Below are 25,538 nucleotides of genomic sequence, written 5' to 3' on the forward strand. Positions count from 1 at the left end.
CAACTCTATTTCGTATTGTGTGAAAAAAAAAGTTACTACAGAATATTATATTGATTAATTTAATTAAATTTTTTTTTTGTTTTAAAATATCTTTCTTGCTTTAGGTTTTATTTTGTTTTAATGATTGTTTTGATTATTATTGTATGTAATCCTTATTCTTTAACTAAATACTAAATCGATTTAGATGGAACTATTTAAGTGTTTTGTACGCTTTTTTAGACAAATAAAAAATATAAAATTTTGCTTCAATTCTAAAAAAATGGTTTAATGAATAACTAAATCGTTTTAGTGTTATTTGTAATACGAAAATATATGTACGGGAAATTTTACTTAATTTTAATAATTGGTTTATGGGCAAACCTTCCCCTAATAGGACAATATTGTTCCTCAAATTCCACAAATTCTAATGCTTCTAAAATAGACAACATTCGCTTGGTGGGAGAGACCGTGACCATTAATCAAAACTCGGTAGGACCCTGCGAAACCTACACTGATTATACTGCTTTACCTGCTGCCGATTTGATGCTAGGCAATAGTTATACTGTAGAGGTGACATTGGGGACTTGTAATAATAATAGAGATAAATCAGCCAATGTATACATTGATTTTAATCAAGACAATGATTTCAACGATCCTGGCGAAGATTTAGGTAATACAGGACTAACGAATGGAACAGCGACCTTATCTATTAATTTTACTATTGGCATGTGCCCACAGCCTTCACTAGGACTAACAAGAATGCGGATTGTTGCCGTTCAAGGAACAGGAGCAATTTCGCCTTGTGGGACGTATACAAGAGGTGAAACAGAAGATTATTCAGTGCGAATCATTACCCCTGCTGCTAGTGGTGCATTTTATTTGGTTGGTAATGCAGTCTCTACAGGGGCTTCTTGTGTACAACTTACTAGTGCTGTAAATAGTCAATTGGGAATGGCTTGGGATATTGGGGCACCACTTAACTTTACACTACCATTTTCTTATGATTTTACAGTAAATCTAGGGAGTGATAATGGAGGGGCAGATGGGATTATGTTTATTGTGCAGAATGATCCTAACTTGCAGTGTGTTACGCCAGCAGGAGGCTGGGGGGCTGGAAATATATCCAATTCACTATGTATTGAAATTGACACCTATCTGAATTTTGAAGATAGAGACGATGGCTTGCCTGGTGTTGTTTGTACAGGTTCAGGAACGGAACCAGATCATTTGGATATTTGGCTAAATGGAAATATAAACCCGACAACAGGAACTTGTGGAACAGGGGCTAGAATTATTCCTGCGGCAATTCCTTTGCTGGATGGTGGTGTAGATTATAATATAGAAAATGGGTTGAATCATATTTTTAGAATTACGTGGATTCCAGGCTTACCAGGAACATTAACCGCTACGATATTAAATGCTGCGGGAACTACCAGTTATGGAACCGTTAGCTACTCGTTTGATCCGATGACGGTGTTTGGAACGAATACGCCAATGTATGGTTTTTCGGCTTCAACAGGTGGCTTAAACAATCAGCAGTCTTTTTGTTCTCCTACAATTCTATTGAACAATGATTTGATGGCTTTTGATGCGCAGATGAATACTGAAAATACAGTTTATTTAGAGTGGTTGGCAATGACTCCTAACAATGGGGGGTATTTTGAAGTTGAGAAAAGCAGAGACGGTCAAAACTTTGAAATGTTGACAACTGTGCTGGCACAAGGTAATGCTCAACAACCTTATAAATACAATAGTACAGATCCATATCCATTCATAGGAGATAATTATTATCGATTGAGGCAAGTAGATGCTCAAGGAACCTCAATTTACTCTCCAATAAAAGTTATTCATAGAAAAGAAGGGACTGCTATGATTAATGTTTATCCTAACCCTGTACAAAATCAAGTTACAATCGAGTTTCTGGATATTGAAAAAAAAGAGGGGACAGTTGTATTATATAACCACTTAGGGCAAACTATTCAAGAACTGTCTTTGTCCCCGACTTCTAAAATGACAGTAGATGTCTCTACCTTGGTTGCTGGCGTTTATTTTTTACAAATAAAGAATGTTCATTATACCAGTAAACTATTTAAACTGATCAAACAATAAGGAGCGTTTATAGTTTTTGTGACACAATCTTGTTCTCAATGAGCAAGATTGTGTGTTTTATAGATTATCTATCGTTGTAGCCCTTCCCGTTGTTACTAAATCAGTTTCTATTGAATGTTAATGAATGTTGAGGCTTAATGTTCCTAAACAAACTGAAAACCCAATGATTGCAATTAATAATCCTGCTAAAATAAGCGACATCCCTCTTGAACGATTGGGGTCGTTGCTAAAAATAGCCATAAAAAGCCCTACAACGAATATACCTCCAGCATGAATGTAGGCAATAATAGCGCCCGCCAATGCTGCATCACCATTATCACCTGCATGAATTAGTAAGGTATAGAGTATAAAAAGAAGTAGATTGATACCAATAATTTTTCCTGAATTTTCCATAATACTAGGCTTGTCGATTTCTGTTAATTAGGCAGAACTTCTTGTCGAAGAACGTTCAATATTAGCTTTAATTCATCATTTCTATAAAATAGATTCATTGTTTCAAAAGGAATTATTTTTCCATCTGTATTGACGATATGAACACAAGATTTTTTAATTGCTCGTACATCAAAGTCATAAGCATCCATAAAATTCATGATAATAATTCTAAAAAGGTTGCTATAATTTAATTCAGGAGCAACGATATTGGGCAAACAGCACAGTAAATCGTGAAAACCTTCTTGAACTGTATCAACCGATTGAGCCGTACTAAAAACGTCTAATATTTTTCCTTTTAGAACTTGATCGTGTTCATAAACGATGGTATTTTTAGAATTATTGAGCAAGGCTTCTGGGTCAACCAAACTAGTTAGAGGAATGACTTTGTCAGCTACTTTCAAGGCATAGCCCATCACCAACGCATCTGGATTGCAAGGTACAGGTATTAAGTCGTTGGGTTTAAAAATAGGTGCTTGTTCTAAAATTTTGCGACGAATTTCTGTATTGGTCAATCTGTCTTTGCTAGGATCAAACTCTTCTAAACGACCACTAATTTGTATGGGTTGAAAGGTCACTCCTCGAACGCATTTTTGTTTTAATGCATAGTTGATAATTGTCCCAATTTCGTCATCGTTCAAACCTTTTTGAAGGGTTACTACTAGCGTGGTAGATAGATTGAGTTGATTGAGGTTGTCTAGTGCTTTTTGGCGAATTTTAGTCAAGTCCTTGCCTCTTAATTTCAACAATGCTTCTGGTTTAAAAGAATCAAATTGTAAGTAAATTTCGAAGCGAGGCATATAACTTGCTAAGCGTTTGGCAAACTCAAAGTCTGTTCCAATTCGAAGCCCATTGGTATTGAGCATTAGATGCTTGATGGGTTTTGATTTTGCTAAGTCTAATATTTCAAAGAATTGGGGATGAATGGTGGGTTCTCCGCCACTAATTTGAACGACATCAGGCTCTCCTTCGCTGGCAACAATGGCATCTAACATGTTGTTAATTTCCTCCAAACTTCGATGATTGCCACAGGAAGGAGAAGAACTAGCATAACAAATGGGACAGGTTAAATTGCAGCGATCTGTAATTTCAATTAAGGTTAGGCAAGAATGTTGTTCGTGATCAGGACAAATCCCGCAATCATACGGACAACCGTATTTGGTCTCTGTATGAGGTTTTAAAGGATATTCTGATGCTTTGTTATAATTTCTTATTTGCTTGTAATAGGCTATATCGTCTGCAATTAATACTTTTTGGTGACCGTGTGTGGGGCAATGTTTGCTTAAATAAACATTCTCATCTTCAAAAATAACTTTGGCGTTGATGGTGCGATGACATTCATTGCAAAGGCTTTGTGTATGGTCATAATAAATGTAGTTGCGCATAAGGTTGATATAGCTTGAGGGTAATGTTAAATGAATTTTCAAAAACAATTGGCGACCTATTGTAAAGTATAGTTTTTTCTGGACGACTACTTATTGTGTAATAATTGTTTAGGATGAAAAAATAACTGATAAAAGGTTCGACTATAGTAAAGCATTCCTAATAAACAGGTAAGTTGAATGGTACTTAGCCCAAAAGAAAATTTATAACCAGGCTTGATGAAATCAATCATAAAACGGAAAATAAAATAAGCCATTAAAAAGAATTGAAAACGAATGCCTTCTCTAAAGTTAACGTTTTTTTCAATACAAACAAAAGATAGCCAAAGCGTTCCTAAGAACAGAATTTCGTAAAGTGCTACTGGATGGCGGCGAATACCATCTCCCAAATACAAAGCCCAAGGTAAATCAGAGGGAAGACCGTAGGTTTGTTCGTGAACTCCCATGGAAAGGCAACCTATTCGACCAATCATCATGCCCAATAGGAGGGGATAAACAAATAAATCTCCAGAAGATCGCTTTTCTCCAATGATTTTTTTTACGATTTCAACACAAATCAAGCCCCCGAACAAGGCGCCAACAATGGTTTTGTTCAAATAAAAATAGAGTAGTCTATTTGGTGAATTAAAAAATTGAACAGGATTTTCTAAACTACCAATTAATCTAGAAAAAATGAGTGCCCCTAATGCTGCCCCAACTAATATCCAAAGCCGATTGGGTTCTGAAATAGTGTCTTTTTGTTTTCGACGTAAATACAAGAAGTATTGAAACCCAATTGCAATGCCTAGCACTTCAAAAACCAAATGTGCCAATATGCTGAATGGACCAATTCTAAAAACTAAAGGAAATGTTATCTCCATGTGGTGGTTATTAATTACTTAAAAAGTTATTAGGCTAATAATCAAAAATGTGCTCTATCTCAATTTCTTTTTGCTCCAACTCCAAAACCAAGGCACTTAAGTTAGCAACGAGAACGACTAAGGCAACACGTTCTAATGTTTTATGGGTGGCAATGGTTTGTCTAAAAATAGCTTTAGAATACTGTTGTGGGGCTTCCCAGTTTTGGGGTACCACAACGGTCAGTAAAATCGCTGAACGATTTCCTGCAATCTCTATAATACGAGCCCCCGCTTTTATCAAAGCACATAACGAAGGGTTGAAGGCTGCATAGCGGGGCAATGTGATTAACGTAGCTTCTGGTGAAAGTACCTTTATAAGTGCCAAACCTAAGTCGTTTTGATCGACTTCGGGTGGTAGTTGGTTAATGACAACAGCGGTAACTGGTGCAGCAACGCCATAAGCAGATTTTGTTCCCATGCCCAACAAAAAGCCATAAAAAGCCTTAAAAAGCAATTCACCACTAATAAAAACTCGACGTTCTATCTTGCGTATCCAATTCCATTCTAAGCAAGTTGTTTGAAACCAAAGCTGCCGAAATTCCTTTAAAAAAGAATAAAGATACCAAGGTTCTTTTTTTATAAAATCAACATAGCGTTGCGTATAAGCAGCATAAAAGCGATCTTCTGCCGTCATTTTAGAAGGAATGAGGTCTGTTAAACGCCCCACACTACCTTCATACAAAAGCTTGCCTCGATACTCGATCAATGTGCTATATCCAATCACTTGGATCATTGTGTGGTATTGCTTATTGTAAGGAAAGTAAGGGGCAATGGCTTTAGACAAAGCATGGTAGCTGTCCCAAAATTGTTCTACGTGTTGCTCATAAGGAAAATGAGTAGCGGTCTGCTGTTTAAAATAAGCGGCTTGTTCGGCAGGGCTAAAAACTAAAAACCATTCAGGATAGGTTAAAAATGTCTGGTCGCCAGGTCGTTGATAGGCTGTTGGTGTCAAGGGCGAAACGTTTGTCGGAAACCAATCCTTGTTCAATTGTATGGTCGGTTTTATTTTCTTTGCTCGAATTCTTGTTTTAATAAAAAAAAGAAGGAAAATAAGAGCTAAAAATAAGAGTAAAGAAAGCAATATAGGCATTGTGGTGAAAATTGGTGATGGTGTTGTCAAATCTTATGCAACAAAGATACTTGTATTTAAATCAGGGCAAACAAAACAATACTTCGTGTATTGTTTATAAAAACACACGAAGTATTACAAATGAAAAATGATAATTAGCTAACTACTAATCTAAGAAACAATGTACTAAGTTTTCTTAAAGATAATAGATTCCTTTTGTTTTCTTAGAATGGCTTCATAAAAAGCTTTTAGCTCAGGGTAGATACTACTAGGAAAATACCTTTGTTTTAATTGATAACTATACACTATTTGGATGTTTTCACCAACAACGGATGCGCTATAACTATACTGTGCCGCTTTATTGGGCAAACGAATAATCTCAGATTGAGGCAACGATTTAACTTGATACCCTTGCGGAATTTCAATACTCATAACAAAACTTTGCTTTTCTAATACGGGAAATTGTATGGGACAGACTCTAGTTTCTGACGTAAAGAATGCTTCGTCCAACACCTTTAGGTAAGTTGGGGTGAAACTAGCCGTTTGAGCATTTATTTTATAGTTGTTTTTGATGCGAATTAACAAATCCAATGCAACCGATTGGTGATTACCTTCCATGTTTTTAATACTACCAGATTGAATGATTAAACCCTGATGATCCCGCTCCAATTGCTTGAAAAAACGCAGTTGATTGCCTGCTTTTTTCCACATATTGCGCAACTCATAAGCACCATAATCCTTTCCAACATATTGCAAGGTTCCTGTTGCCAAGCCATCCTTGGTCAATTTAATTTTAGAGACATAGTTCTTAACAAATTTTTTGTTGGGTAAATCAACCCAATTGGAGTATTCGCCTAAGCGCAATCCTTGACTGCTCAAACAATAGTAAGGCAACAAATCTAAGGTGCTGAATGGCGTATTAGCATCCAAAAAATGAAATTTTTGATCCTTGAGTTCTACCCCTGCAATTACATAGTTAAAAGAACTGATGGATGGTTTTAAAGGATTGACAAAGCGATTTCCTGTTGTACTGAGCATGATGGGATATGCTTTTAAGCCAGCTTTTTTTAATGCAGCTACCAATAAGAGATTAACATCACTAATATTTCCAACTCCTTTGTCATAGACCATTCGAAGCGGCTTTTCACTATACATTTGCCACTTTTTGTTCCAAATGACTTTTTTTTGCAAATGCCCTAAAATCGCCAAGGCTTTTTCTTTAGGAGTTTCTAATCCTTTTGTTAGACTGTCGATGACAGGCTCTAAGAACTTAACTTCTCGCAAGTGTCGTCCAAAAGAAGCCCCTTGAAGCAGTCGCTGCCCAACCTCTTCCCAAGAATAAGAGAGTTGTTGTTGAAAGCCGCCAGGAATTTGATAACCTGCTATATTAAAATCCAAGAAACCAATGTAGTTGAGCGAAGAACCAATAAAAGGCTCGGTTTTAAAAGCAGGAACATTAGATGCCGAAAAACGTTTGTTAATTTCGGTGTACTGATTGTTCATATCTCCGCCATTAAAATCGGAATTGATAAGCGTACTATTTTCTTCCTTTTTAAGCTCTACCAAACCATTTGCAGTGACTTTATAATCAATGAACTCAGGGTACATAAATTCATAAAAGGAAAATTGAATGGGAATATAGGATTGATAGTACCAAGTGGGAAGAACAACCAGGTTCGGAGTACGGACACTATATTGTATGTCAACAATACTCCCTACATAGACATCTTGAGCAGCATATTTTATAATATGATAATCCTTATGGCGCTTGTCAATGATACAATCTTTTTCTTTAAGAATGGTTTTTACTACTTTATCATCTTGTAGATTATAAGTTGTAATTGTCAAGCGAGACAACTTATCAATGTTCAAATCATCACTGATAGAGATGTAAATGCTGTCTTTGGTATATTTTATGCCTTTGTTTTTGTAAATCTTAATGCGATTTCTATACGTTATATCTGCCTTAAAACCATCTGGTTCTTGTAAATCTTTATAATAAGATATTTGGGTATAGCATTCTTTTTTTAAGTAGGCAGCAGGAACACTGGTGTCGCCTTGGTAGGAGGTTGATAATAATGCTTCTTTAGATGGTGCTTTAAATGGTTTGTTTTTTTGCGCAAAACTGGTGTTAATACTTACTAATAGGCAGCATAAGACAATGCCCAATGAATAGTACTTCATGGTGAATGGTTCGGTTTAAGTTTAAGAAAGTAAAAAATGTTAAATTAAGAGCTAATTTAATGTTTATTTATAATAAAAATAAGCAAGCGAGTATAAAAAAGTATGGATAAAGTTATAAGATAACTTTAATTGTCTATTAGATTGACAGCCTACAACTAAAACAAAAGACCATCTAATTTTTTGCTGAATAACTGATCTAGTATTTTAATTAAATGTGGTAGCTGCTCGACTGGACGTAGCTCTCGTTTAGGGGATTTGAATACGGTGTCCTCTAGATGAGTCGGAGAGTAGGTCCTTCTAGGCTTTTTGTATTGTTGGAAAAAGTTTTTTCGATGTACTTCTTCAGGAGTAGGTTGTTGGTTAGGACTTGCTTGAACCCAATAAGTATATTTATTATCTGCGTTAATAATACGATGCCAACCACCTTCTTGGTCAAAATAGATGTTAGCGCCTAGACCATTGATTAATAACTCAATTCCTAGTAAAATGTCATCTTTGTGTTCTTTTTTCTGCTCGGGTTTCCAGCGATTTTTATCTTCCAAAGAGAACGGTTTTTTGTGGTATTGGCGTGCTTTGACTTTGGGAGTAGCGTTTTCTTCTTCTGTTTCCAGAGCATCTACCATTTTATTATAAATCGCCTCATTATACCATACCGTACGTGCTGTCCATTCAAACGATTTTTCTTTACAAATATCAATATAGTATTGCAATAAACGTTGAGGATGTTGACCATAAATGCCTAAATAGATTCCGCCACTGTCTTCTCGAAGCATTCCATACAATTCCAATTTAAGATCAAAATAATCCTTTTCCCACTGTTCCATTTTTTTATAAACAGTGGTATTTAGAGTAGCTAGTCCCATTGATGTTAGTGCCATGTCTAACTCGTAATTTTCAATAATTTTTCGATGCTGCTCAAACTTATCTTCTAATGCCAAGAAATTGGTATACTGCAATGATTTTTTTTCATCTGCCCAGAATCCTTTGGCATTTTTGCGTTTAGAACGTTTTAGAATGTCCAATTCACTCAACAAGCGAACATAAAATTTCCCTTCAAAGAGCTGAACAATGTTTTGACGCAACTCGCTGGCAAAATCCATGTATTCGTTTTGAGTCAACTCTTCTAGCATCAATTCTAGTTTGAGAGGATCGGCTTCAATATCAATAACTAATGCCTCGTCTTGAATGTCAACAGCAATGACTAATTTTTCATCAAAACTATATTGATTCAATTGGTGGGCTAGTGGGATAATAAGAATCTCTCTAAGCGTTCGTTGCAATGCTCTTGCGCCATATTTGGGGTTGTACCCTGTTGCACACAAAAAGTCGTACAAGTCACTAGATAGTTTAAACTCCAAGTTTCTATGCAAGATTCCTTCCCGTTTCTTAAATATCTCTAGTTCTCTTTCAACCACAAATCGAACAACATCTTGGGTCAAAGAATAAAAAGGAACCACTTGATCAATTCTATTAAAAATTTCAGGACGGAAATAGCGACGGACTTCATTGGTGAAGTGTTCGGCTTCTCTTTTTTCTGTCTTATCTTCTACCCAACCGATGTCATTATTTTGAAGCTTTTTAGCACCAATATTAGAAGTCATGATAATAATAGAACTACAGAAATTAACAACTTTCCCTTGGCTATCGGTCAAGCGCCCTTCACCCAAAATTTGCAAGAGCAAATCATTGAATAAAGGATGTGCTTTTTCTAATTCATCAAATAACAAAACACAGAAAGGTTCTCGTCGAACGGCAGAAGTCAGTAAACCATCTGAAAAATAGCTCTCTCCAGTTAGTCGAGTAACAGCATAAGGAGTAGAATATTCACTCATGTCAAAGCGAATCATTTTGTCCCTACTTCCAAACATAAACTGCGCTAAAACTTTTGCCATTTCTGTTTTTCCAACACCTGTAGGTCCAACAAAAAGCATGGAGGCAATGGGTTTACCTTGGCGCAAGAGCGCTGTTTTGACAGAGGCTAAGATGTCAACTAAAATACCTACGGCATGATTTTGCCCAAAGACATTGCTATGAAAAAAATGCTCAACAGAAGGCAAATCCATGGGAATCGAAGGGTCTACCATAAAAGGAGGCATTCCTGTTTCCTCACAAAATGCTTGGATAACTTCTGTTCGGTTTAAAACATACAACTGTTTTTGTTGCTGCATTTTTTTCTGTTTCGCTTTAGAACCAATAAGAATACTCTCTAAAAATCGGATTGGTTTTCCAGGGAAGCCAGAATAAGGCGTATAACGTTTGTTCAGTCGAATGGTTTCTTTAATGGCTTCGTGTTCAATAACTATTTTCTCTGTATGAGCAATGTGTTCCACCTTCTGAAGGATAATCGACTCTAAGGCGGTACTGCTTTGTGGTTCTGATAATTGAATTATTTGAAAATTATTAACATAGTTAGGACTACGCGCTTCTATTCGTGCAAACTCTTCGTCGGTACATTCTGAAATAATAATGATTTCACCTCGTGCAATATATTCCCTCAAATAATCTGCAATACTAACACTATTACCTTGGTATTGACCAACTTCAAAGAGTTCTAATAAATTTCTAATGAATAAAACATCACCTCTTTGAGTCAATTCTTTGCAAAGCAACGTTAAGTTTTCTTGCCAACCCACATTTCCACTCAACTCTTTAATCAAAGTAGAAGCAGTTGTTTCCCAAATAGTAGGAGAAAGTTTGAAGCGTTTGCGTTGATGTGCCAGTTCCCAGACCAAAGTACTCTTTCCAACTCCAGAACGACCTACAATCAAAACATTTTTGTTGTATCTACCAGTAACAATATCGGCTAGTTGTGTCAGTTCTTTTTCATACCCAAAAAGAGATGGAGTGTCAATTAAGACTTTCTGAGCAACTTTAGGCAATAATTCCTTTTTCTTTTCTTCTTGCAAGGAAGCAATTTCACTAGGTGTATAAGTACGCAAATCTAGCAGCTCTGTACTTAGAGTTGTTTTTTCAAACCACAAGGTAGAGATAACATCTTGCAGCAAGTTCAACCGTTGTTTACGCATAAAATCCAAGCGAATGGCTTCTTGAACAGCAGTTTCAATTTCGGCTTCCTCTGTTGTAAACGCTTCTACACCCAGTGCAGGAACAATAGCCCAAAAACCTTGGTGATGTGTTTGTATGAAGTAATCAAAAGTGACCTCTAAATTTCGAAACGCAATTTGGGATTTACCTGCTTTGAAATGAACGTTTACTTTCTTTTGTTCGAAATCTCCTTGAACGTAATAGTCCAGTAAAGTGTCATATTCTCCTTTGTCCAATAATTTATCTTGATAACTATCGCCAAATTTTCCAGCCATCATAGGAGCGGGAATATTGACCCAAAGCACCCCATTATCTAGTATAGGGGTAGTAATAATATCAGGATTATGCTCCATTTGGAGTTGAACAATGTGAAAGGGTAGTTTTATCTTTTGCATGTAATAATCTATTGATTTGAGAATCTTAATTCTTCTCTTTTCAGGATTGTATAGAAACTAGAACTAAGTAGGGCAACTTTGTAAATATACAAGATTTAAAAAGAACCAATGCGAAGTTGCTGGATGAATTAAAACAAATATAAATAAAAGAATAAAGAAGGATAAATCAAATTTTTATTTACATTTGGGGGCATTTTAAGCAAGTCTACAACTAGATAAAATATATTATGTCAATTAATGCCTTGAGCAACAATTTTTTAATGATGTCAAAATAGTGTGTAGATACTTAAATAGTATTTTTTAAAATTTTATATAAAAACTAAAACCATGAAAAAAATTACACTGACAGCATTCGCTGTTGTTGCATTTTTATGCCAACTACAGGCACAAATCTACTCTGGAGTAGCAGAATCTCATTATGCAGGAGAACTTGGATTGGGGATTAACCCCGCCAACGTTGTCACCCCTTATTTCAAAGCCGATGTTAGTTTTATTGGATATAATTTATCGTTTGTTAACGACTATGCTAGTATTAGTCAAGATAGTCTTTTTAATGGAAGAGGAGACTTTTTTGATCGATTGACCTATAAAGATAATGGGAGCGACCAAGCAAATTTAGCTTTTAATGGTGAAATTAATTTGGTAAGCGGTCTAGTTTCTATTAATGATAAAATGGGAATAGGCTTTGGTATCAAAAGTAAGTTCTCTTTGAATGCAAGAGGAATTAATAAAGACCTAATTCGAATGAGTGCTTCTGGGTTGGAAGATTCTACTTATTATGGTTTTTCTTATCAAGATGATTATTCTTATTTGTCGGCAATGGCTTGGAATGAGTATAGCGTTACGTTTGGAGCTGAGATTTTCCAAAAAGATAATCATTATGTAAAAGTAGGAGGGGCATTGAAATTGTTGCAAAGTGTCGGTTCTTTTTACGTACATGCAAGAGACATTTCTTATGAGTTTTATAACTCAGACACGATAATTAATGCTTCAGGACAAATTTCTTTTGGAGGAAATGAAGCATTTTTAGATGCCTTTAATGGAAGAGGTTTCCCTAATTTCCAAAATCAATTTAGTGGTGGAAACTTTGGGTTTGCAGTTGATTTTGGAGGTGTCTATGAATACCGACCAGACAGCGAACAAGAATATAAATTGAAAGTAGGGTTATCGTTTCATGACATTGGTTTTGTGGCAATGTCCAAAGATCAAACATCTTCTAATACAGTAACATTTAAAAACTCAACATTTGATGTTAATATGTTTGATGGTATCCAATATCTTTATAATATCAATGATATTATCATCCAAGATACCAGCCAATTTAATCATAATCAAGGAGAAGATAGTTATTTGATGCAAACACCTTCAAGAATGAATCTTTTTGTGGATTACAAAGTCATCAAAGGATTTTATGTTTCATTCTTGAGCGAAATTTCTTTGTACGACAGAAATAATCCTTACAAAGTAGTCGGAATCAATTCATTTCAGTTGACACCAAGATATGACTTTAAATGGTTTGGTTTCTCTATGCCTATTTCTTATGTTCAAAACTCAGGCTTTCACTTGGGCTTAGGATTTAGAGCAGGGCCTGTATTTGTAGGGTCATCCAACATATTGGATTTATTTGCGCTAGGTAATAAATTAGATAAATTCAACGCTTACTTTGGCTTTAGAGTACCTTTGTATAAAAAATTGAAGTAATCTGTATTGTATAATTTTTTCTGAACGATTACTTACATAAAAATGGCTCCTTGTTAATAGAATAAGGAGCCATTTTTTTATAAATTTTTCAACGAATGCTATTGATTAAAAATAGCCAAAGAGTACTCATTTGTTTTGAGTTGTAAATAAACTTCTTGGGTGTACAAATCCCTCAATCCATTGGGAGTTACTTTGAATCGATGTTCTTCTAAGTGTGCAATTTTTAAATCTTCCCATGCTTCATTGGGCAATGGTTGATGTAACACGATCTGTTGATCTTGGTCTTTGTATGAAAGTTCCCAAGAACCTTCCAAGACAACCGATTCGCCAGAAGGCTTTGATACACTATATCGGTAAGTGTAGGTAGAATCTAAAATTAAATCTTTAAAACCAGTGACACTATTGCTCGTTTGATAGGTTCCAGGCAAGGTGTCATTTCGATTAGAGGGAGTTTGGGAATAGGCTTGACCTTGTGATGTCGTGGAAGAGGAAGAGAGAGGAGAAGGCGTTACTGTCCAAAATTGCATATAAAAACACAAAAAAATAGCAGTTGCTAAAACTCCATAGGTAGCATTTTTCATGATAACGAGTGATTTATGTAAGTGAATAGGAAGCTTGTCCAAATTACTAAGTATAAGCCTCAGAATGTGTTTTAGAGATGTTAATTTTTTTTTAAGGGATGTTAAGAGGTAAGGAGAAAATTAGTACAGGGTGGAATATATGAATTGAGCATTGTCTTATTTTGTTTGTCATAACTAACGTTAACGCTACAGGTTGCTGACAAAGTTTTATGAATCGCACTGGATATTTTGATTATAAATCACTAAATTAGCTACAACAGCCTCAAAAAAAGCACAGAAAGCTTTTTTGAAAAAATCTCCCTTTATTTTATAAAATAGATTGCCCAATTATGGATGAATTCGAACAGAATCAAGAATTTTTAGAAAGTGTATTGGAATTGCCTTGCCCCAATTGTGGGAGTGAATTGAGCTACTCTGCTAGCAAAAAACAAATCAACTGTGATCATTGTGGTTTTGTCAAACCTTATGACCAAGCCAATGACTTAGTAGAGGAACAGTCGTTAGAACATGCTGTTCAATCAATGTCTTATTTTACACCTCAAGAAATACATAAAAAAGTAATTGATTGCAACAACTGTGGTTCTCGAATTATGATAGAGGATGATAAAGTGTCTGTTCGTTGTAACTTTTGCGGTTCTGAAAAAGTGAATGAATCGGCTCTAGAGAAAAACTTAATTCAACCACAGGGAATTATTCCTTTTCAAGTAGATGCCAAAGAGGCAAAAAAGAAATTTCAAGATTGGATAAAAGAGGGCTGGTTCAAACCCAATAAACTACAGACTTTGGCTGAATTGGGTGATGTACATGGCATTTATGTTCCCTTTTGGACATACGATACGAAGACCTATACGAAATGGTCGGGCGAAGCGGGATATTATTATTATGAAACAGAACACTACACCGATAGTGATGGAGAATCTCAAACCCGTCAAGTTAAAAAGACACGTTGGGAATACGATCGTGGTAGCTTTGATCACTTTTTTGACGATGTATTGATTGTTGCTTCCAAAGGCTTGCCTCACAAAGTAATCACGCCCATATATCCGTTTGATTTGGATAAAGTAGTTAACTATTCCAATACATTGATGGTAGGTTGGGAAGCAGAAATTTATAGTTTGGATGTTTTGGAAGGTTACCATGTTGCAGAAAAACAAATGACAAAGCAATTGAGAGAAATGGCTAGTGAAGCTTTAGGAGGAGATACACAAAGAGGCTTGTCGATCAATGTACAGCGCTGGGGGCAGACTTTTAAGCATATTATTTTACCCGTTTGGATTTGTTCTTATATTTACAACGACAAAACCTATCACTTTGCAGTTAATGGTCAGACAGGAAAAATTAGTGGAACGAAGCCTACATCTTGGTTTAAAGTAGCTGGATTAGTTCTATTGATTGTCGCAATTATTGCATTGATTGTATTCTTTGCTCGATAGTGATATGGTAAAAGCATTATAAAAAAATAGATCAAATCAATGAAAAAGTTATTGGTAGTTTACCTTCTTTTACTTAGTTATTGGGGGAGCTTTGGGCAAGATAATTCAACTACATTTTCCTCTCCATACCGTCTATCTTGGGCAGTGGATGTTCCAATTATCACTACAGCAGTAGGCGCAGGGGTAACTTATTTAATCTTGGATAGCCAAACACCTGTTTTGTCAGAAAGTTATATCAATTCTTTGAACCGAAGGGATGTGTGGGGCGTAGATCAAGCAGCGACTTATAACTGGTCGATGCTAGTGGCGAGGGTTAGCGATGTTTTTTTGTATACAAGTTTTGCGGTACCGTTTACATTGTTAGCAGATCGCAAGGTTCGCAAAGATTATTTAAAAATTGGATTGATGTATGCTGAAACGATTGCTTTGACAGGAGCTTTGACTAGTTTGACCAAAAATATCGTTAGACGTCCTCGTCCATTTGTGTACAACGAAAATGTTGCTCTGCATTATAAACAAGAAAAAGATGCCCAATATGCTTTCTTTTCTGGGCATACCTCTATGACGGCAGCAATGTGTTTTATGACGGCTAAAATTTTTCAAGATTATAACAAAGGAAGCAAAGCTATTCCTTGGGTATGGGCAGCAGCAGCTACTTTTCCTGCCGTAACAGGGGTGTTGAGGCAACAGGCAGGCAAGCATTTTTGGACAGATGTGGTAACAGGTTATTTAGTAGGGGCGGCAATTGGTTTTTTAATTCCTGAATTGCATCGAATTGATTTGTTTCAGAAAAAGAAAGCTGTTAAACCTTCTGTGAGTTTTTAAAAGGCAAAAAAGTTGATTACTAAAAAGATAGAAAGGGCAATAGTAATAATAAGAGGATAAAATAATAAAAATAAAATAACTTTGAAGCTGGTTTTGATTGCTGATTGTTGATAAGCGTTTTTTAACGAAAGAATAAAATAAACGCCAATAACAATTAAAGTATATAGGATAGGACCAAGTAGGTGATTGTTGTTAATTAATAAGTAAATAAACAAGATCGTACAAGCCATAAAGATAAACGTATGAAGGTGCAATGCATATACGATGTGCTCAATATAAGTTCTCTCGCGTCGTATGTATAATGATTTTAGTAGCAGCGCAATAAATGGGATGGAAACTAAAATAATCCAAGAAATATGGCTTAGCAAGTAAATTTGAAAATTTCCTGGTGTCTTGATTGCCTTAGATAGTTGTATGACAAATTGTTTTTGAAAGAAACCTCTTATGTTGTACTTGTTAATAATTTCTTCCCCATCTAGCTTGTATAAATCTTCCATAAGAATATTATCGTCGCTCCCAAAGGAAAGAAATGAGTTGCCAAGTCCCTTTAATATATTGTTTTGATCTAATAGACTATCAATCATTTGGTGGTCAGTAGAATCTGGAAAGGCAAGAAAAAATTGCGTGCGAAGGGAGTCTTTATACAATTCAATCTGGACATTCTTATCCATATCTTGTCCAAATTTTTGGAGGTCAGCAAGGACAAAGTTGAGCAGAATAAAGGCAATAGTTAACCCAAATAAAAATAAACGAATGGGAGTGTAATAGAGTTGGCGTCTACCTTTTGTATATTCTCTAGTTAACTTACCAGGAGAAAATATTAATCCACCATATGTGCGAAAAAACTTGGAATCTAATGAAAATAAATTAGAAAAAAAATCTCCTACTAGTTCTTTAAAAGAAAGTGGTTTGGTAATCTTTTTTTGTCCACAAACACTGCAAAAATTAGAGCCTTCATCAACTAAGCAATGGCAACTTTGGCATAAGTGTTTGGTTGGTTTCATTGGATACGGTTATTAGAATGGAGTAGTAGCGTAGCTAACTGTAGAATTAATACATTGCATTTAACTCGAATATACTCAAACTAATTTTTATTTAGTAAACTTCTAACAATTAAGTAATCGTTCATAAAAATTTATAGGCAAAATAGAATTCTTTTTGCACTGTTCTTCATCAAAAAATCTCGTTTTAGCCCACTAAAACTTCAATTTTTTTCTTTGAACAGCACTAAAAACAATTACATTTTTAACTATACTTTTTTCTGTCCACTTACTTAAATACTTCTATCTTTGTATAGAAAAAACATGGATGGTCTCAAAATACGAGACCGCTACGCCAGACAATTTGCAACACTATTCATATAGTCGGTGTCTATTTACAATACTTCATGGATTTTTTATCTTTTTGGTAACTAAGCTTGCCGAGTAGGCTTGTGCTAGTAGCACAAAAGCCCAAGCTCGTGACCAGAGGGAACTAGCCTTGCGCTCTCATGAGCGAACCGAGCATAGCGAGCTCACGACCGAAGGGAGTAACAAAGCGAATAATAATCAACGGAGTATTATTTATTATCATCAAGATAAATCTGTCAATGTACCGAATACTCATTATCTTATTATTTATAGTCAATAGAACAAATGTACAAGCTCAAAATGTTGTAGAGCCTTACGCATTTTCTTGCCATTCAGGGTTTTATCAGTTGGTTGATAATCAGTTGCATATTTTGTCCGTAAATGCGAAAGGAGAAATACTTTGGGTACCCATACTCCCTCGATTTGAACGCTCTCTAAGTGCATTAGCGTACTGTACAGACGATGGCTTGCTGTATAGTTTTGATACCACCACACATGAATTACTTCGCATTTATCAATCTGGCGCTATACAGCCTTTATGGGTTCCTATTGATGAAAGAAATGGCAATCCATTATCTGTTCAATTAACTAAAGGTGCATTGATTGAGGGGATTTTTTGTGCCTATGCTCCTCAAGAAGATAGTTTGTATTGGGTGGATATACAGACAGGACGATTTACCAAAAGTAGAAATCCGATGAGAGGGGCTTTGACAAATTTATCTTATCATCCAATTAAAAAGGTTTTATATAGTATTGGTGTAAAGTCCAGAATACAATATTTGGATTTATACACCAAAGAAGTGGTTATTGGAAAACAAGTCTATGACTTACCAACAGGACATACAAGGGAGCAAGCCAATACATGGATGACGAAGGATGGACGTATGTTTATGACACGCAAAGGGGGAAGCTATTTTGTGGAAATTAATGAAAAAGAAAATGTATTTTATCATTATAATAACCCTTTGGATAAAACGATAGGAGATGGGACTAGTTGCCCAAATGCTTCTCCGCCTGTTTTTATACAATCAGATGTTTTGGAATTGCAATTAGACATTCCTAAGCTGGATCGAGTGATGTTGCGTTGGATTGGTGTACATGAATATAGCAACGAAGACTATGTTATAGAGCACAGTACAGATCATCAACAGTGGTCTAAAGCGAGTGAAAAGCCTAGTATAGGAATCAATAATTTTCAAAACCCTTATGGTGCTCGGTTGGTTTTTGATCAAGAGAAGGACAATTATTATCGTCTAAAAAAAGAGTATCAAGATGGGAATCGGTTGGCTTATAGCCCCACTGTATTTATTGCCAAGCAGCCGACAGAGCATAGAGTGGTATTGTCTCCTCAATTAGTATTAGATCAAATTAACTTAGCACTATACATACGTGCCGATAGAGGGGAAGTGTTGGAAGTTGTTATCAAAAATTCATTGAATCAAGTAGTTGTTAGAAGAACTTATCAGATGTACACTACGGAAGCGACTTTTGATTTGACAGTAGAAGAATTGCCGACAGGATTGTATTGGGTACAGATTAGTAGTAAAAACCATCAACAGCAGGAGTGGATTTGGGTTGATTAGAATGAAAAAATGCCTAAAACTTTGGACTAGAATCCTTTTCCAAGCTTAGGCAAATATTTTTATTATTTGGTTCTAACTCTTTGGTAGCACCTAAATAAGGACTGGCTAAAAAGGAATGTAGGACATGGCTCCTAAGACAACTCCTGTAACTTTTCCAATTAAACCAATAATGGTATTACCTTGGATAAATTCTTTGGTTTGATCCTTTAATTGATTTTTCATTTGTTCGTTGAGTATTTTCATAGGATCTTGTCCTAATGGCTCTGTTGTTAAGTTGTCTTCTATTTCTGGGTTAATAATAATAGTCGTTTCTTGTCCTTCCGAGTCGGTAGTGGTAATTCTATTGTCAACATTGACTTTCGCAGGATTATTAATGCGTTTGATGCCAAACCAAATGAAGGTGAAAATTAAAATTCCAGGTAGAAATAAATCTAGTTTCAAATCCATTCCATTAAAGAAAACAACCCCCATCCACAAAGCTGCAAATCCATGAAATATAGCTGTTGTAAAGCCAATAGGATGTGCCAGTTTGATCGAAAACTGTAACAAGTTGACAGGAGACTTATTGCCCGTAAAACCCCAGTAAATTCTGGAAAAGAGCATAATTAAAAGCATTCTCAAAAAGAAAGCAACTAAAGGTATTATGGTAAAAGCCATAAATAGTGTTAATAGATAACCAATGGCGGAATAAAACATGATTTTAGATATTGTTATGAGAAATAGCCCTAAAGGTATAAAATTAATTCAATTGTTTTGATAATGTTTATTAGAACAATAAAACAAGGCAAAAGTTTCCGAATTATATCTATTAGTCAAATCTTTGAAAATAAGAACTTTAGAATAGTTTAGGGAAAAGGTCTTTTAGTTGTAAAAAAAAACGTACCTTTGCGGTCAATTTAAGCATGTTCTTAATGCGCTTTTGCTTTATGGTTTTTTTGAGTACGGGGGAATTAAGCGGCTATATTTAATTTTTAGTACTTCGTAGCTTTATTGCTCTGCTATCACAGCAACAAAAAAGCATCTTTGTATCAATTTTCTTTACGAAGTATTGTATTTTTACACGTTGAAACAGAAAAAATGTCAACATTTGAGGATTTGGGGTTAACCCCCAATGTATTAAAAGCTCTAGATGATTTAGGATTTGAAAATCCAACAAAAGTACAAGAGCAAGCTATTCCCTTTGTCTTAGAGTCTGACCAAGATTTGGTTGCTTTGGCTCAAACAGGGACAGGCAAAACCGCCGCATTTAGCCTACCCATTATTCATAAATTAGATAAAAAATCCAGAACCATTCAGGCTTTGGTATTGTGTCCTACGCGTGAGTTGTGTATCCAAATAGCCAAAGATATTGCCGATTATACAAAATATGAAAGAGGGATTGAGACTGTTTCTGTTTATGGAGGAGCGCCAATAGATGGGCAAATTCGTCAATTGAGAAAAGGTTGTCATATTGTTGTAGGCACACCTGGGCGTGTTCGAGATCTTATTGAACGTCGCAAATTAGATATTAGTGGTATCAATTTCTTGGTGTTGGATGAAGCCGATGAAATGTTGACAATGGGTTTCAAAGATGAGTTGGATGCTATTTTGGCTTCTACTCCCGAAGACAAGCAAGGGCTATTATTCTCAGCAACCATGCCTAGAGAAATTGATGCAATTGCAGAAAATTACATGCGTAATCCCGAAAAAATTGAGGTAAGTTCAAGAAACTCTGCCAATTTAGACGTTAAACATGTTTACTGCGTTGCTCGTTCTTCGGATCGTTATCGTGCGTTAAAACGCATCGCAGATATTTCTCCTGAAATGTATGGAATCGTTTTTTGTCGTACTCGTGCAGAAACCAAAGAGGTGGCAGATTGGTTGATGGCGGATGGTTATTCAGCAGATGCGCTACATGGGGACTTGTCACAAGCTCAGCGTGATTATGTAATGGGGCGTTTCCGCAAGAAAAATATTCAATTATTGGTAGCAACTGATGTTGCTGCTCGAGGTATTGATGTGAACAACTTGACGCATGTTTTGCATTACAAAATCCCAGATCAACTTGAGAATTATATTCACAGAAGTGGTCGTACAGGACGTGCTGGAAACAAAGGAACTTCCATTGCTTTGCTAACAGCCAAAGAAACGCATAAGATTCGTATCTTAGAAAAGAAAATTGGTCAAAAATTTGAACGTCGATTGATACCCACGGGAGAGCAAGTTTGCGAAAAACGTATGTACACGACGATTAATAAGATTGCAACTACTGAAGTTGACCCTAGTATTGAGAAGTTTTTGCCAACAGTATACGAACAACTTTCAAACTTCTCAAAAGAAGAAATTCTTCAAAAATTTGTTACTCTAGAGTTTGAGCGTTTTTTGAGTTACTACAAAAATGCACCAGATCTAAACATAACACCAGGAAAAGAAGGTAGACGTTCGCGTGAAGATCGTAGAAGACGTGACCGTGGTGACAACTCTAGTTTTGCTCGTTTTTATGTCAATGTTGGGTCGAAACACAAAATGACTGCTCCTAGAATGATTGGGCTGATCAATGACAGTTTAAGAGTAAAAGGTGTTGAAATTGGAAAAATCGAAATCATGAAAGGGTTTTCCTTTTTTGAAATTGATAAGGCATACGAAGATAAGATGTTGGCTAGCTCTAGCAAAAATAAGATAGCTGGTGTTGACGTATTGATTGAGCGTACATCAGACCGAAGAGAGGGAAGAAGAGATGGTGGCAGTAGAGGTCGTTCTGGTGGCGGCGGAAAATTTAAGAGAAATAAAGAAGGGAAATCAAGAGATGGGGGAAGAAGTGGCAAACGTGGGAAGTCTTTTAAATCAAAGAAAAAACGTTATTAGATATTTGAAGAATAATTTTTTTCAATAGTTCGTTGAAACCACGCAGTAGCAGCGCAGCTAAACTTTATTAGTTTGATAATCAGCAAATTGTGCTTTTGTTGCGTTTTGTGTTAAAATTTTGATTATCAGGATAATATAAATGTGCTTTTTTGTCTTTTTGGTAAAAAAGTAAAAAACTAAGCTTGCGCCCTCATGAGCGTAGCGAACTAATCAACGAACTACTATTTTTTAACAACTTCTAAAAAGTCTAAAGAAACGATTCTATAAAAAATAGAAAAATGCCTCTACTTCTCAGAAAGAATAGAGGCATTTTTAGTATTAAATTTTATATAGTAGCAAAGCTAACTATTGAGTATTAAGGTGCTTTTTTGACAATACGCTCCGTTGCCATAATTTCGCCTGTACTATTTTGAACTTTGATTAAATAAGTTCCCGCAGGATAAGCTTCTAAGTCAATTCTTTTAGTGTTAATACCAGGAGTAGTTTGATAAAACGTTTCTGATACTGTTTTTCCAAGCACATCAATAATAGAGATATGAAGTGTTTCTTCTTTAGTGGAACTAAATTGGTAACTGACAACGCCCAATGTTGGATTAGGGAAAAATACCTGAGTTCCCTTTAGACCATTGACATTGATCGCAATGATTTTTGAATAGGTATAGGTGCCATCAAAATCTACTTGGCGCAAACGGTAATAATTGGTTCCCAACATAGGAGCCGTATCCTCAAATAAGTAAGTTAATTTTTCCGTGCTATTTCCAGCACCACTAACTACACCAATTGTTGTAAACCCATTTTGTGGGTCTATACTACGTTCAATCTCAAAACGTTCGTTGTTAAGCTCCGTTTCTGTAACCCATTGCAATACATTCACAGCATGATCGTTCCAACCTTTAAAATTGGCAAACTCTACTGGTAAGTCTGTATCAGGAGATAGAGCGATTCCTCCTGCACCACCAGAGAAACTGGTGATACCTGTAATTTCTGAATAGTTGATTCCTCCAATGGTGCCTGTTGTTGCCGATAATTTGGTTGGTTGATCAAATAGAGGAGGAAGATAAGTTGTTCCTTCATTTTTAAACCAATAGAAACCATTTGGGTTAGGATATTTGTAGGTATAATTACAAGCTGTATTCGCTGCAATATGGTTGGCAGCAGCTGTCTCTAAATCTGTTTTTTCACTAGCAGGGAAGTAGTAACGAACATTGTAAGGAGGATTTAAGGTTCCCAAGAAGTTTACATTCCAACTGCGAGGCAATTCAAAAAATTCTTCACCAGGACTCAAGCCATTGATACAAAGACCCGCAGCTCCAACAGTAGTTTGATAATAGCTACCATTATTGGTAATTGTTACAACAGGAGCTACAGTTGCCCCTGTCAAATCGCCTTCTATTGAAAAAATAATGTTATCATTTAAATCATAAAAATGGTTCCATCCTGCATTGTCTGTACAATAACCTACAGAAGTAGTGCCACCAATGGGAGTGTAGACAAAGTCTTTTACCGTTACTAATTCGGTATCATCGTTGGTTGTATTGCAAGTGCCTTCTCTACGAGCATAGTAAGTTGTCGAACTATTAGGAGTAACGCTAATTGAATTTCCAACACCTAGCGCTGTTCCCGTTCCATTAGGACCAGTATACCAAACGATATTAGATCCAGTTCCTGCCGCACCTCCACTGGCTGTTAAGGCGATGGTAGAGTTAGGGCAAGCTTTGCCCGAAACACTAGCAATGGTAGGAGCAGTAGAATTGGTATTTACAACAACGGTTGTTGGACTACCTAATCCCGTCGTTCGCACACATCCATTGTTATCAGTAATAGAGCTTAATGTATAGGTAGTTGTACTTCCTGGAGTAACAGGAATGTTGGTGCCAGCAGCAATATTGTTTAATGTATTACCATTATAAACAATATCCCAAGGTCCTGCCCCCGCAGTAGGGTTGAATGTAATTGTACTCGAATTGCCTTGACAAATTGGTGCACCACTTGACAAGTTTCCATTAGGCAATGGATTTACCGTAACTGTAACCGTATTGGTATAACTTACCAGTCCGCAACCATCCAAAAGTCGTCTTCTATAATAACGAGTTTGTGTTAACCCAGCAGGAGGGTCGTAGGCTAGTCCCGTTGCTCCCCCTATATTTGTCCATGTGCTATTGTTATTACTATATTGCCATTGATAATTAAGGGTAGTCGTATAAGCTTGCCCCGCAGTTGCAGAAGGGAAATTGCTAGGGTTGCCTCCAGAACAAATGCTTTGGTTTCCTGTGATGCTGCCTGGGTTATTATTGGTGGCGTCAATAAAACGGATTTCATCCACATAACCTCTATCTTCCCCTGAAGAAACAGAGCCATCTTTGTCATAACGCCATTCTACGGTATTATTTCCAAAATCTAAATTTATGGTTCTAGTTGCCCAACCGACAGTCCCTGAAATTCGGTCTCTACGTACCCCATTGACATAAATTTCTAAATAGTCATAATTGGCTTCTGAAGATACTCTCCATCTAAAAACGACTTGACTTTTGCAAGAAACAGTGGTCGAAAAGCTAGAAGTTTGGTTGTGTGTAATTGTTCCAGAAGTGGCACAATCGCCACCAACACTTGACCAAGCACCTCTAGAACCCCAGAAAGGTCTTGAGCCACTAGTTGTGAATGTTTCCGCTGTGTTTTCAACAGCATTAGGAATACTTGTTGTAGCATAGCGATAACGATAAAATGTATTCATATTGTAATCGCCTGTACCACAAGTCCTATTTGTGTTGGTCCATTGATATTCTAATGGGGTGGTAAAATTATAAGTACAAGTTTGGTTGGCTCGACAGTCATCATCATTGAAGAAACTTGTGTTAAAATCACAACGATCGCCGATGTCGTCTTCCCAAGAATCAATTCTTGTTCTAATTTGAGTAGCGGTGACATTGTATCGATTTCTAGTAGCCCATGAACCCGTGTGTGTCACAGCGCCGTTGTGATCTCTTGTAACACAACCAGAGTAAGTTTCGGCTGTATTTACGTTGTCACTAATCCATCCTTTCCAAGTGTGTTCTTCGTTGAATGCCTCTCCGCCACAGTTGCTACCGTAGAATTGTGTAATTCGAGATTCATAATCAATGTTTTGAGCTAGTAGGAGAGAAGCACTAGCCATTAACATAACTATTGTAAATAGTGGTTTCATAAGTAAATTTGTGTAATAATTGTATAAGGGAATAAAATCAAGCAAGTTTAAAAATACGTTATTAATACCTAATAAACAATACTTTAACTTTAGTAAGGGAAATAAACTTGAAATTATATGATTTTTTGACACAAAAGTGTGAACATTATTAGGGAATTAATCCCTAGCAGGAGATAGAACAATAAAAAAAGCTCACCTCGAATGAGATAAGCTTTTTCATTTGATATTTATATCAAATTTCTAATACTATTACTCCGTTGCAAAATCGTATTAGTTTAGCCTCGCTGCTACTACGTGGTACTTCGTGAGCGCTACGCTTTTAGTTAGCTTTGCTGCTACTACGTGGTATTGCAGGAGTGCTTCGCAGTTGATTATTAGTAAGATGCGTTTCTGTTATTTTTGCACTAAAAGACTGGTAATTAAATCAATGGAGTATTATAACAATAGTTCGTTGAAAAACTTTATTAGTTTGATAATCAGTAAGTTGCGATTTTATTGCGTTTTATGTTAAAATTTTGATTATCAAACTAATATAAATGTGCTTTTTTAT

16 protein-coding genes are annotated in these 25,538 nt (G+C 36.0%); 6 read left to right on the forward strand and 10 right to left on the reverse strand.

Translation table 11 applies throughout. The features are described 5' to 3' along the window. Window positions 1-312 precede the first annotated feature (312 nt). On the forward strand, window positions 313-2,088 hold the full coding sequence (locus tag CG11_RS19730; protein ID WP_052598563.1) for a GEVED domain-containing protein: 1,776 nt from the start codon (window positions 313-315) through the stop codon (window positions 2,086-2,088). Between the two features lie 117 nt (window positions 2,089-2,205). Here the strand turns inward: CG11_RS19730 and CG11_RS19735 are convergent, their stop codons facing one another. The 6 genes from CG11_RS19735 to CG11_RS19765 all read right to left on the reverse strand — a co-directional run bounded on the left by CG11_RS19735 (window position 2,206) and on the right by CG11_RS19765 (window position 11,491). Continuing rightward, window positions 2,206-2,481, reverse strand: coding sequence for a hypothetical protein (locus tag CG11_RS19735; RefSeq protein WP_052598564.1), 276 nt, complete (start codon window positions 2,479-2,481; stop codon window positions 2,206-2,208). 23 nt (window positions 2,482-2,504) lie between these two features. Then, on the reverse strand, window positions 2,505-3,902 hold the full coding sequence (locus CG11_RS19740) for a radical SAM protein (protein ID WP_052598565.1): 1,398 nt from the start codon (window positions 3,900-3,902) through the stop codon (window positions 2,505-2,507). An 86-nt stretch (window positions 3,903-3,988) separates the two neighbouring features. Beyond that, window positions 3,989-4,759 (reverse strand): prolipoprotein diacylglyceryl transferase, encoded by a 771-nt coding sequence (locus tag CG11_RS19745; RefSeq protein ID WP_052598566.1) that lies wholly within the window; start codon window positions 4,757-4,759, stop codon window positions 3,989-3,991. 34 nt (window positions 4,760-4,793) lie between these two features. Next, entirely contained in the window at window positions 4,794-5,786 is a 993-nt protein-coding gene (locus CG11_RS19750; protein WP_052598567.1) for a hypothetical protein, read from the reverse strand. Between the two features lie 267 nt (window positions 5,787-6,053). Continuing rightward, entirely contained in the window at window positions 6,054-8,051 is a 1,998-nt protein-coding gene (locus CG11_RS19760) for a hypothetical protein (protein ID WP_052598569.1), read from the reverse strand. A gap of 155 nt (window positions 8,052-8,206) precedes the next feature. Next, window positions 8,207-11,491: an AAA family ATPase gene (locus tag CG11_RS19765; RefSeq protein WP_052598570.1), complete on the reverse strand. Its 3,285-nt coding sequence runs from the start codon at window positions 11,489-11,491 to the stop codon at window positions 8,207-8,209. Between the two features lie 327 nt (window positions 11,492-11,818). Between CG11_RS19765 and CG11_RS19770 the strand changes: the two genes are divergently transcribed. Beyond that, on the forward strand, window positions 11,819-13,192 hold the full coding sequence (locus tag CG11_RS19770) for a DUF5723 family protein (RefSeq protein ID WP_052598571.1): 1,374 nt from the start codon (window positions 11,819-11,821) through the stop codon (window positions 13,190-13,192). A 98-nt stretch (window positions 13,193-13,290) separates the two neighbouring features. On the opposite strand, the gene CG11_RS19775 is transcribed toward CG11_RS19770, so the two are convergent. Continuing rightward, complete coding sequence (locus tag CG11_RS19775) at window positions 13,291-13,773, reverse strand: hypothetical protein (RefSeq protein ID WP_052598572.1); 483 nt, start codon at window positions 13,771-13,773, stop codon at window positions 13,291-13,293. A gap of 329 nt (window positions 13,774-14,102) precedes the next feature. Between CG11_RS19775 and CG11_RS19780 the strand changes: the two genes are divergently transcribed. Then, window positions 14,103-15,206: a hypothetical protein gene (locus CG11_RS19780; protein WP_052598573.1), complete on the forward strand. Its 1,104-nt coding sequence runs from the start codon at window positions 14,103-14,105 to the stop codon at window positions 15,204-15,206. A gap of 39 nt (window positions 15,207-15,245) precedes the next feature. Continuing rightward, the gene (locus CG11_RS19785) at window positions 15,246-16,031 is read left to right on the forward strand and encodes a phosphatase PAP2 family protein (protein ID WP_052598574.1); all 786 of its coding nucleotides are present in this window, start codon (window positions 15,246-15,248) and stop codon (window positions 16,029-16,031) included. Here CG11_RS19785 and CG11_RS19790 read toward each other — a convergent pair. Next, a complete protein-coding gene (locus CG11_RS19790; protein WP_052598575.1) occupies window positions 16,028-17,035 on the reverse strand; it encodes a DUF3667 domain-containing protein in 1,008 nt (335 codons plus the stop codon). The genes CG11_RS19785 and CG11_RS19790 overlap by 4 nt on opposite strands. 584 nt (window positions 17,036-17,619) lie before the next feature. Between CG11_RS19790 and CG11_RS19795 the strand changes: the two genes are divergently transcribed. Further along, the gene (locus CG11_RS19795; RefSeq protein WP_052598576.1) at window positions 17,620-18,963 is read left to right on the forward strand and encodes a hypothetical protein; all 1,344 of its coding nucleotides are present in this window, start codon (window positions 17,620-17,622) and stop codon (window positions 18,961-18,963) included. A 105-nt stretch (window positions 18,964-19,068) separates the two neighbouring features. On the opposite strand, the gene CG11_RS19800 is transcribed toward CG11_RS19795, so the two are convergent. Then, window positions 19,069-19,659 (reverse strand): hypothetical protein, encoded by a 591-nt coding sequence (locus tag CG11_RS19800; protein ID WP_052598577.1) that lies wholly within the window; start codon window positions 19,657-19,659, stop codon window positions 19,069-19,071. A 381-nt stretch (window positions 19,660-20,040) separates the two neighbouring features. Between CG11_RS19800 and CG11_RS19805 the strand changes: the two genes are divergently transcribed. Continuing rightward, window positions 20,041-21,807, forward strand: a complete 1,767-nt coding sequence (locus CG11_RS19805; RefSeq protein WP_052598709.1) for a DEAD/DEAH box helicase — start codon at window positions 20,041-20,043, stop codon at window positions 21,805-21,807. A gap of 355 nt (window positions 21,808-22,162) precedes the next feature. Here CG11_RS19805 and CG11_RS19810 read toward each other — a convergent pair whose 3' ends face one another. Continuing rightward, a complete protein-coding gene (locus CG11_RS19810) occupies window positions 22,163-24,988 on the reverse strand; it encodes a T9SS type A sorting domain-containing protein (protein ID WP_081909606.1) in 2,826 nt (941 codons plus the stop codon). Between the last annotated feature and the right edge of the window lie 550 nt (window positions 24,989-25,538).

This window comes from Aureispira sp. CCB-QB1 (genome assembly GCF_000724545.1).
In the GTDB taxonomy this organism is placed as follows: domain Bacteria; phylum Bacteroidota; class Bacteroidia; order Chitinophagales; family Saprospiraceae; genus Aureispira.

Excerpts from the sequence above, each read along its gene's own strand:
- CG11_RS19760 (WP_052598569.1), bottom strand. The coding sequence starts at position 8,051 with ATGAAGTACTATTCATTGGGCATTGTCTTATGCTGCCTATTAGTAAGT.
- CG11_RS19775 (WP_052598572.1), bottom strand. The coding sequence starts at position 13,773 with ATGAAAAATGCTACCTATGGAGTTTTAGCAACTGCTATTTTTTTGTGT.
- CG11_RS19765 (WP_052598570.1), bottom strand. The coding sequence starts at position 11,491 with ATGCAAAAGATAAAACTACCCTTTCACATTGTTCAACTCCAAATGGAG.
- CG11_RS19745 (WP_052598566.1), bottom strand. The coding sequence starts at position 4,759 with ATGGAGATAACATTTCCTTTAGTTTTTAGAATTGGTCCATTCAGCATA.
- CG11_RS19790 (WP_052598575.1), bottom strand. The coding sequence starts at position 17,035 with ATGAAACCAACCAAACACTTATGCCAAAGTTGCCATTGCTTAGTTGAT.
- CG11_RS19795 (WP_052598576.1), top strand. The coding sequence starts at position 17,620 with ATGTACCGAATACTCATTATCTTATTATTTATAGTCAATAGAACAAAT.
- CG11_RS19810 (WP_081909606.1), bottom strand. The coding sequence starts at position 24,988 with ATGAAACCACTATTTACAATAGTTATGTTAATGGCTAGTGCTTCTCTC.
- CG11_RS19740 (WP_052598565.1), bottom strand. The coding sequence starts at position 3,902 with ATGCGCAACTACATTTATTATGACCATACACAAAGCCTTTGCAATGAA.
- CG11_RS19735 (WP_052598564.1), bottom strand. The coding sequence starts at position 2,481 with ATGGAAAATTCAGGAAAAATTATTGGTATCAATCTACTTCTTTTTATA.
- CG11_RS19780 (WP_052598573.1), top strand. The coding sequence starts at position 14,103 with ATGGATGAATTCGAACAGAATCAAGAATTTTTAGAAAGTGTATTGGAA.
- CG11_RS19730 (WP_052598563.1), top strand. The coding sequence starts at position 313 with ATGTACGGGAAATTTTACTTAATTTTAATAATTGGTTTATGGGCAAAC.
- CG11_RS19785 (WP_052598574.1), top strand. The coding sequence starts at position 15,246 with ATGAAAAAGTTATTGGTAGTTTACCTTCTTTTACTTAGTTATTGGGGG.
- CG11_RS19800 (WP_052598577.1), bottom strand. The coding sequence starts at position 19,659 with ATGTTTTATTCCGCCATTGGTTATCTATTAACACTATTTATGGCTTTT.
- CG11_RS19805 (WP_052598709.1), top strand. The coding sequence starts at position 20,041 with ATGTCAACATTTGAGGATTTGGGGTTAACCCCCAATGTATTAAAAGCT.
- CG11_RS19770 (WP_052598571.1), top strand. The coding sequence starts at position 11,819 with ATGAAAAAAATTACACTGACAGCATTCGCTGTTGTTGCATTTTTATGC.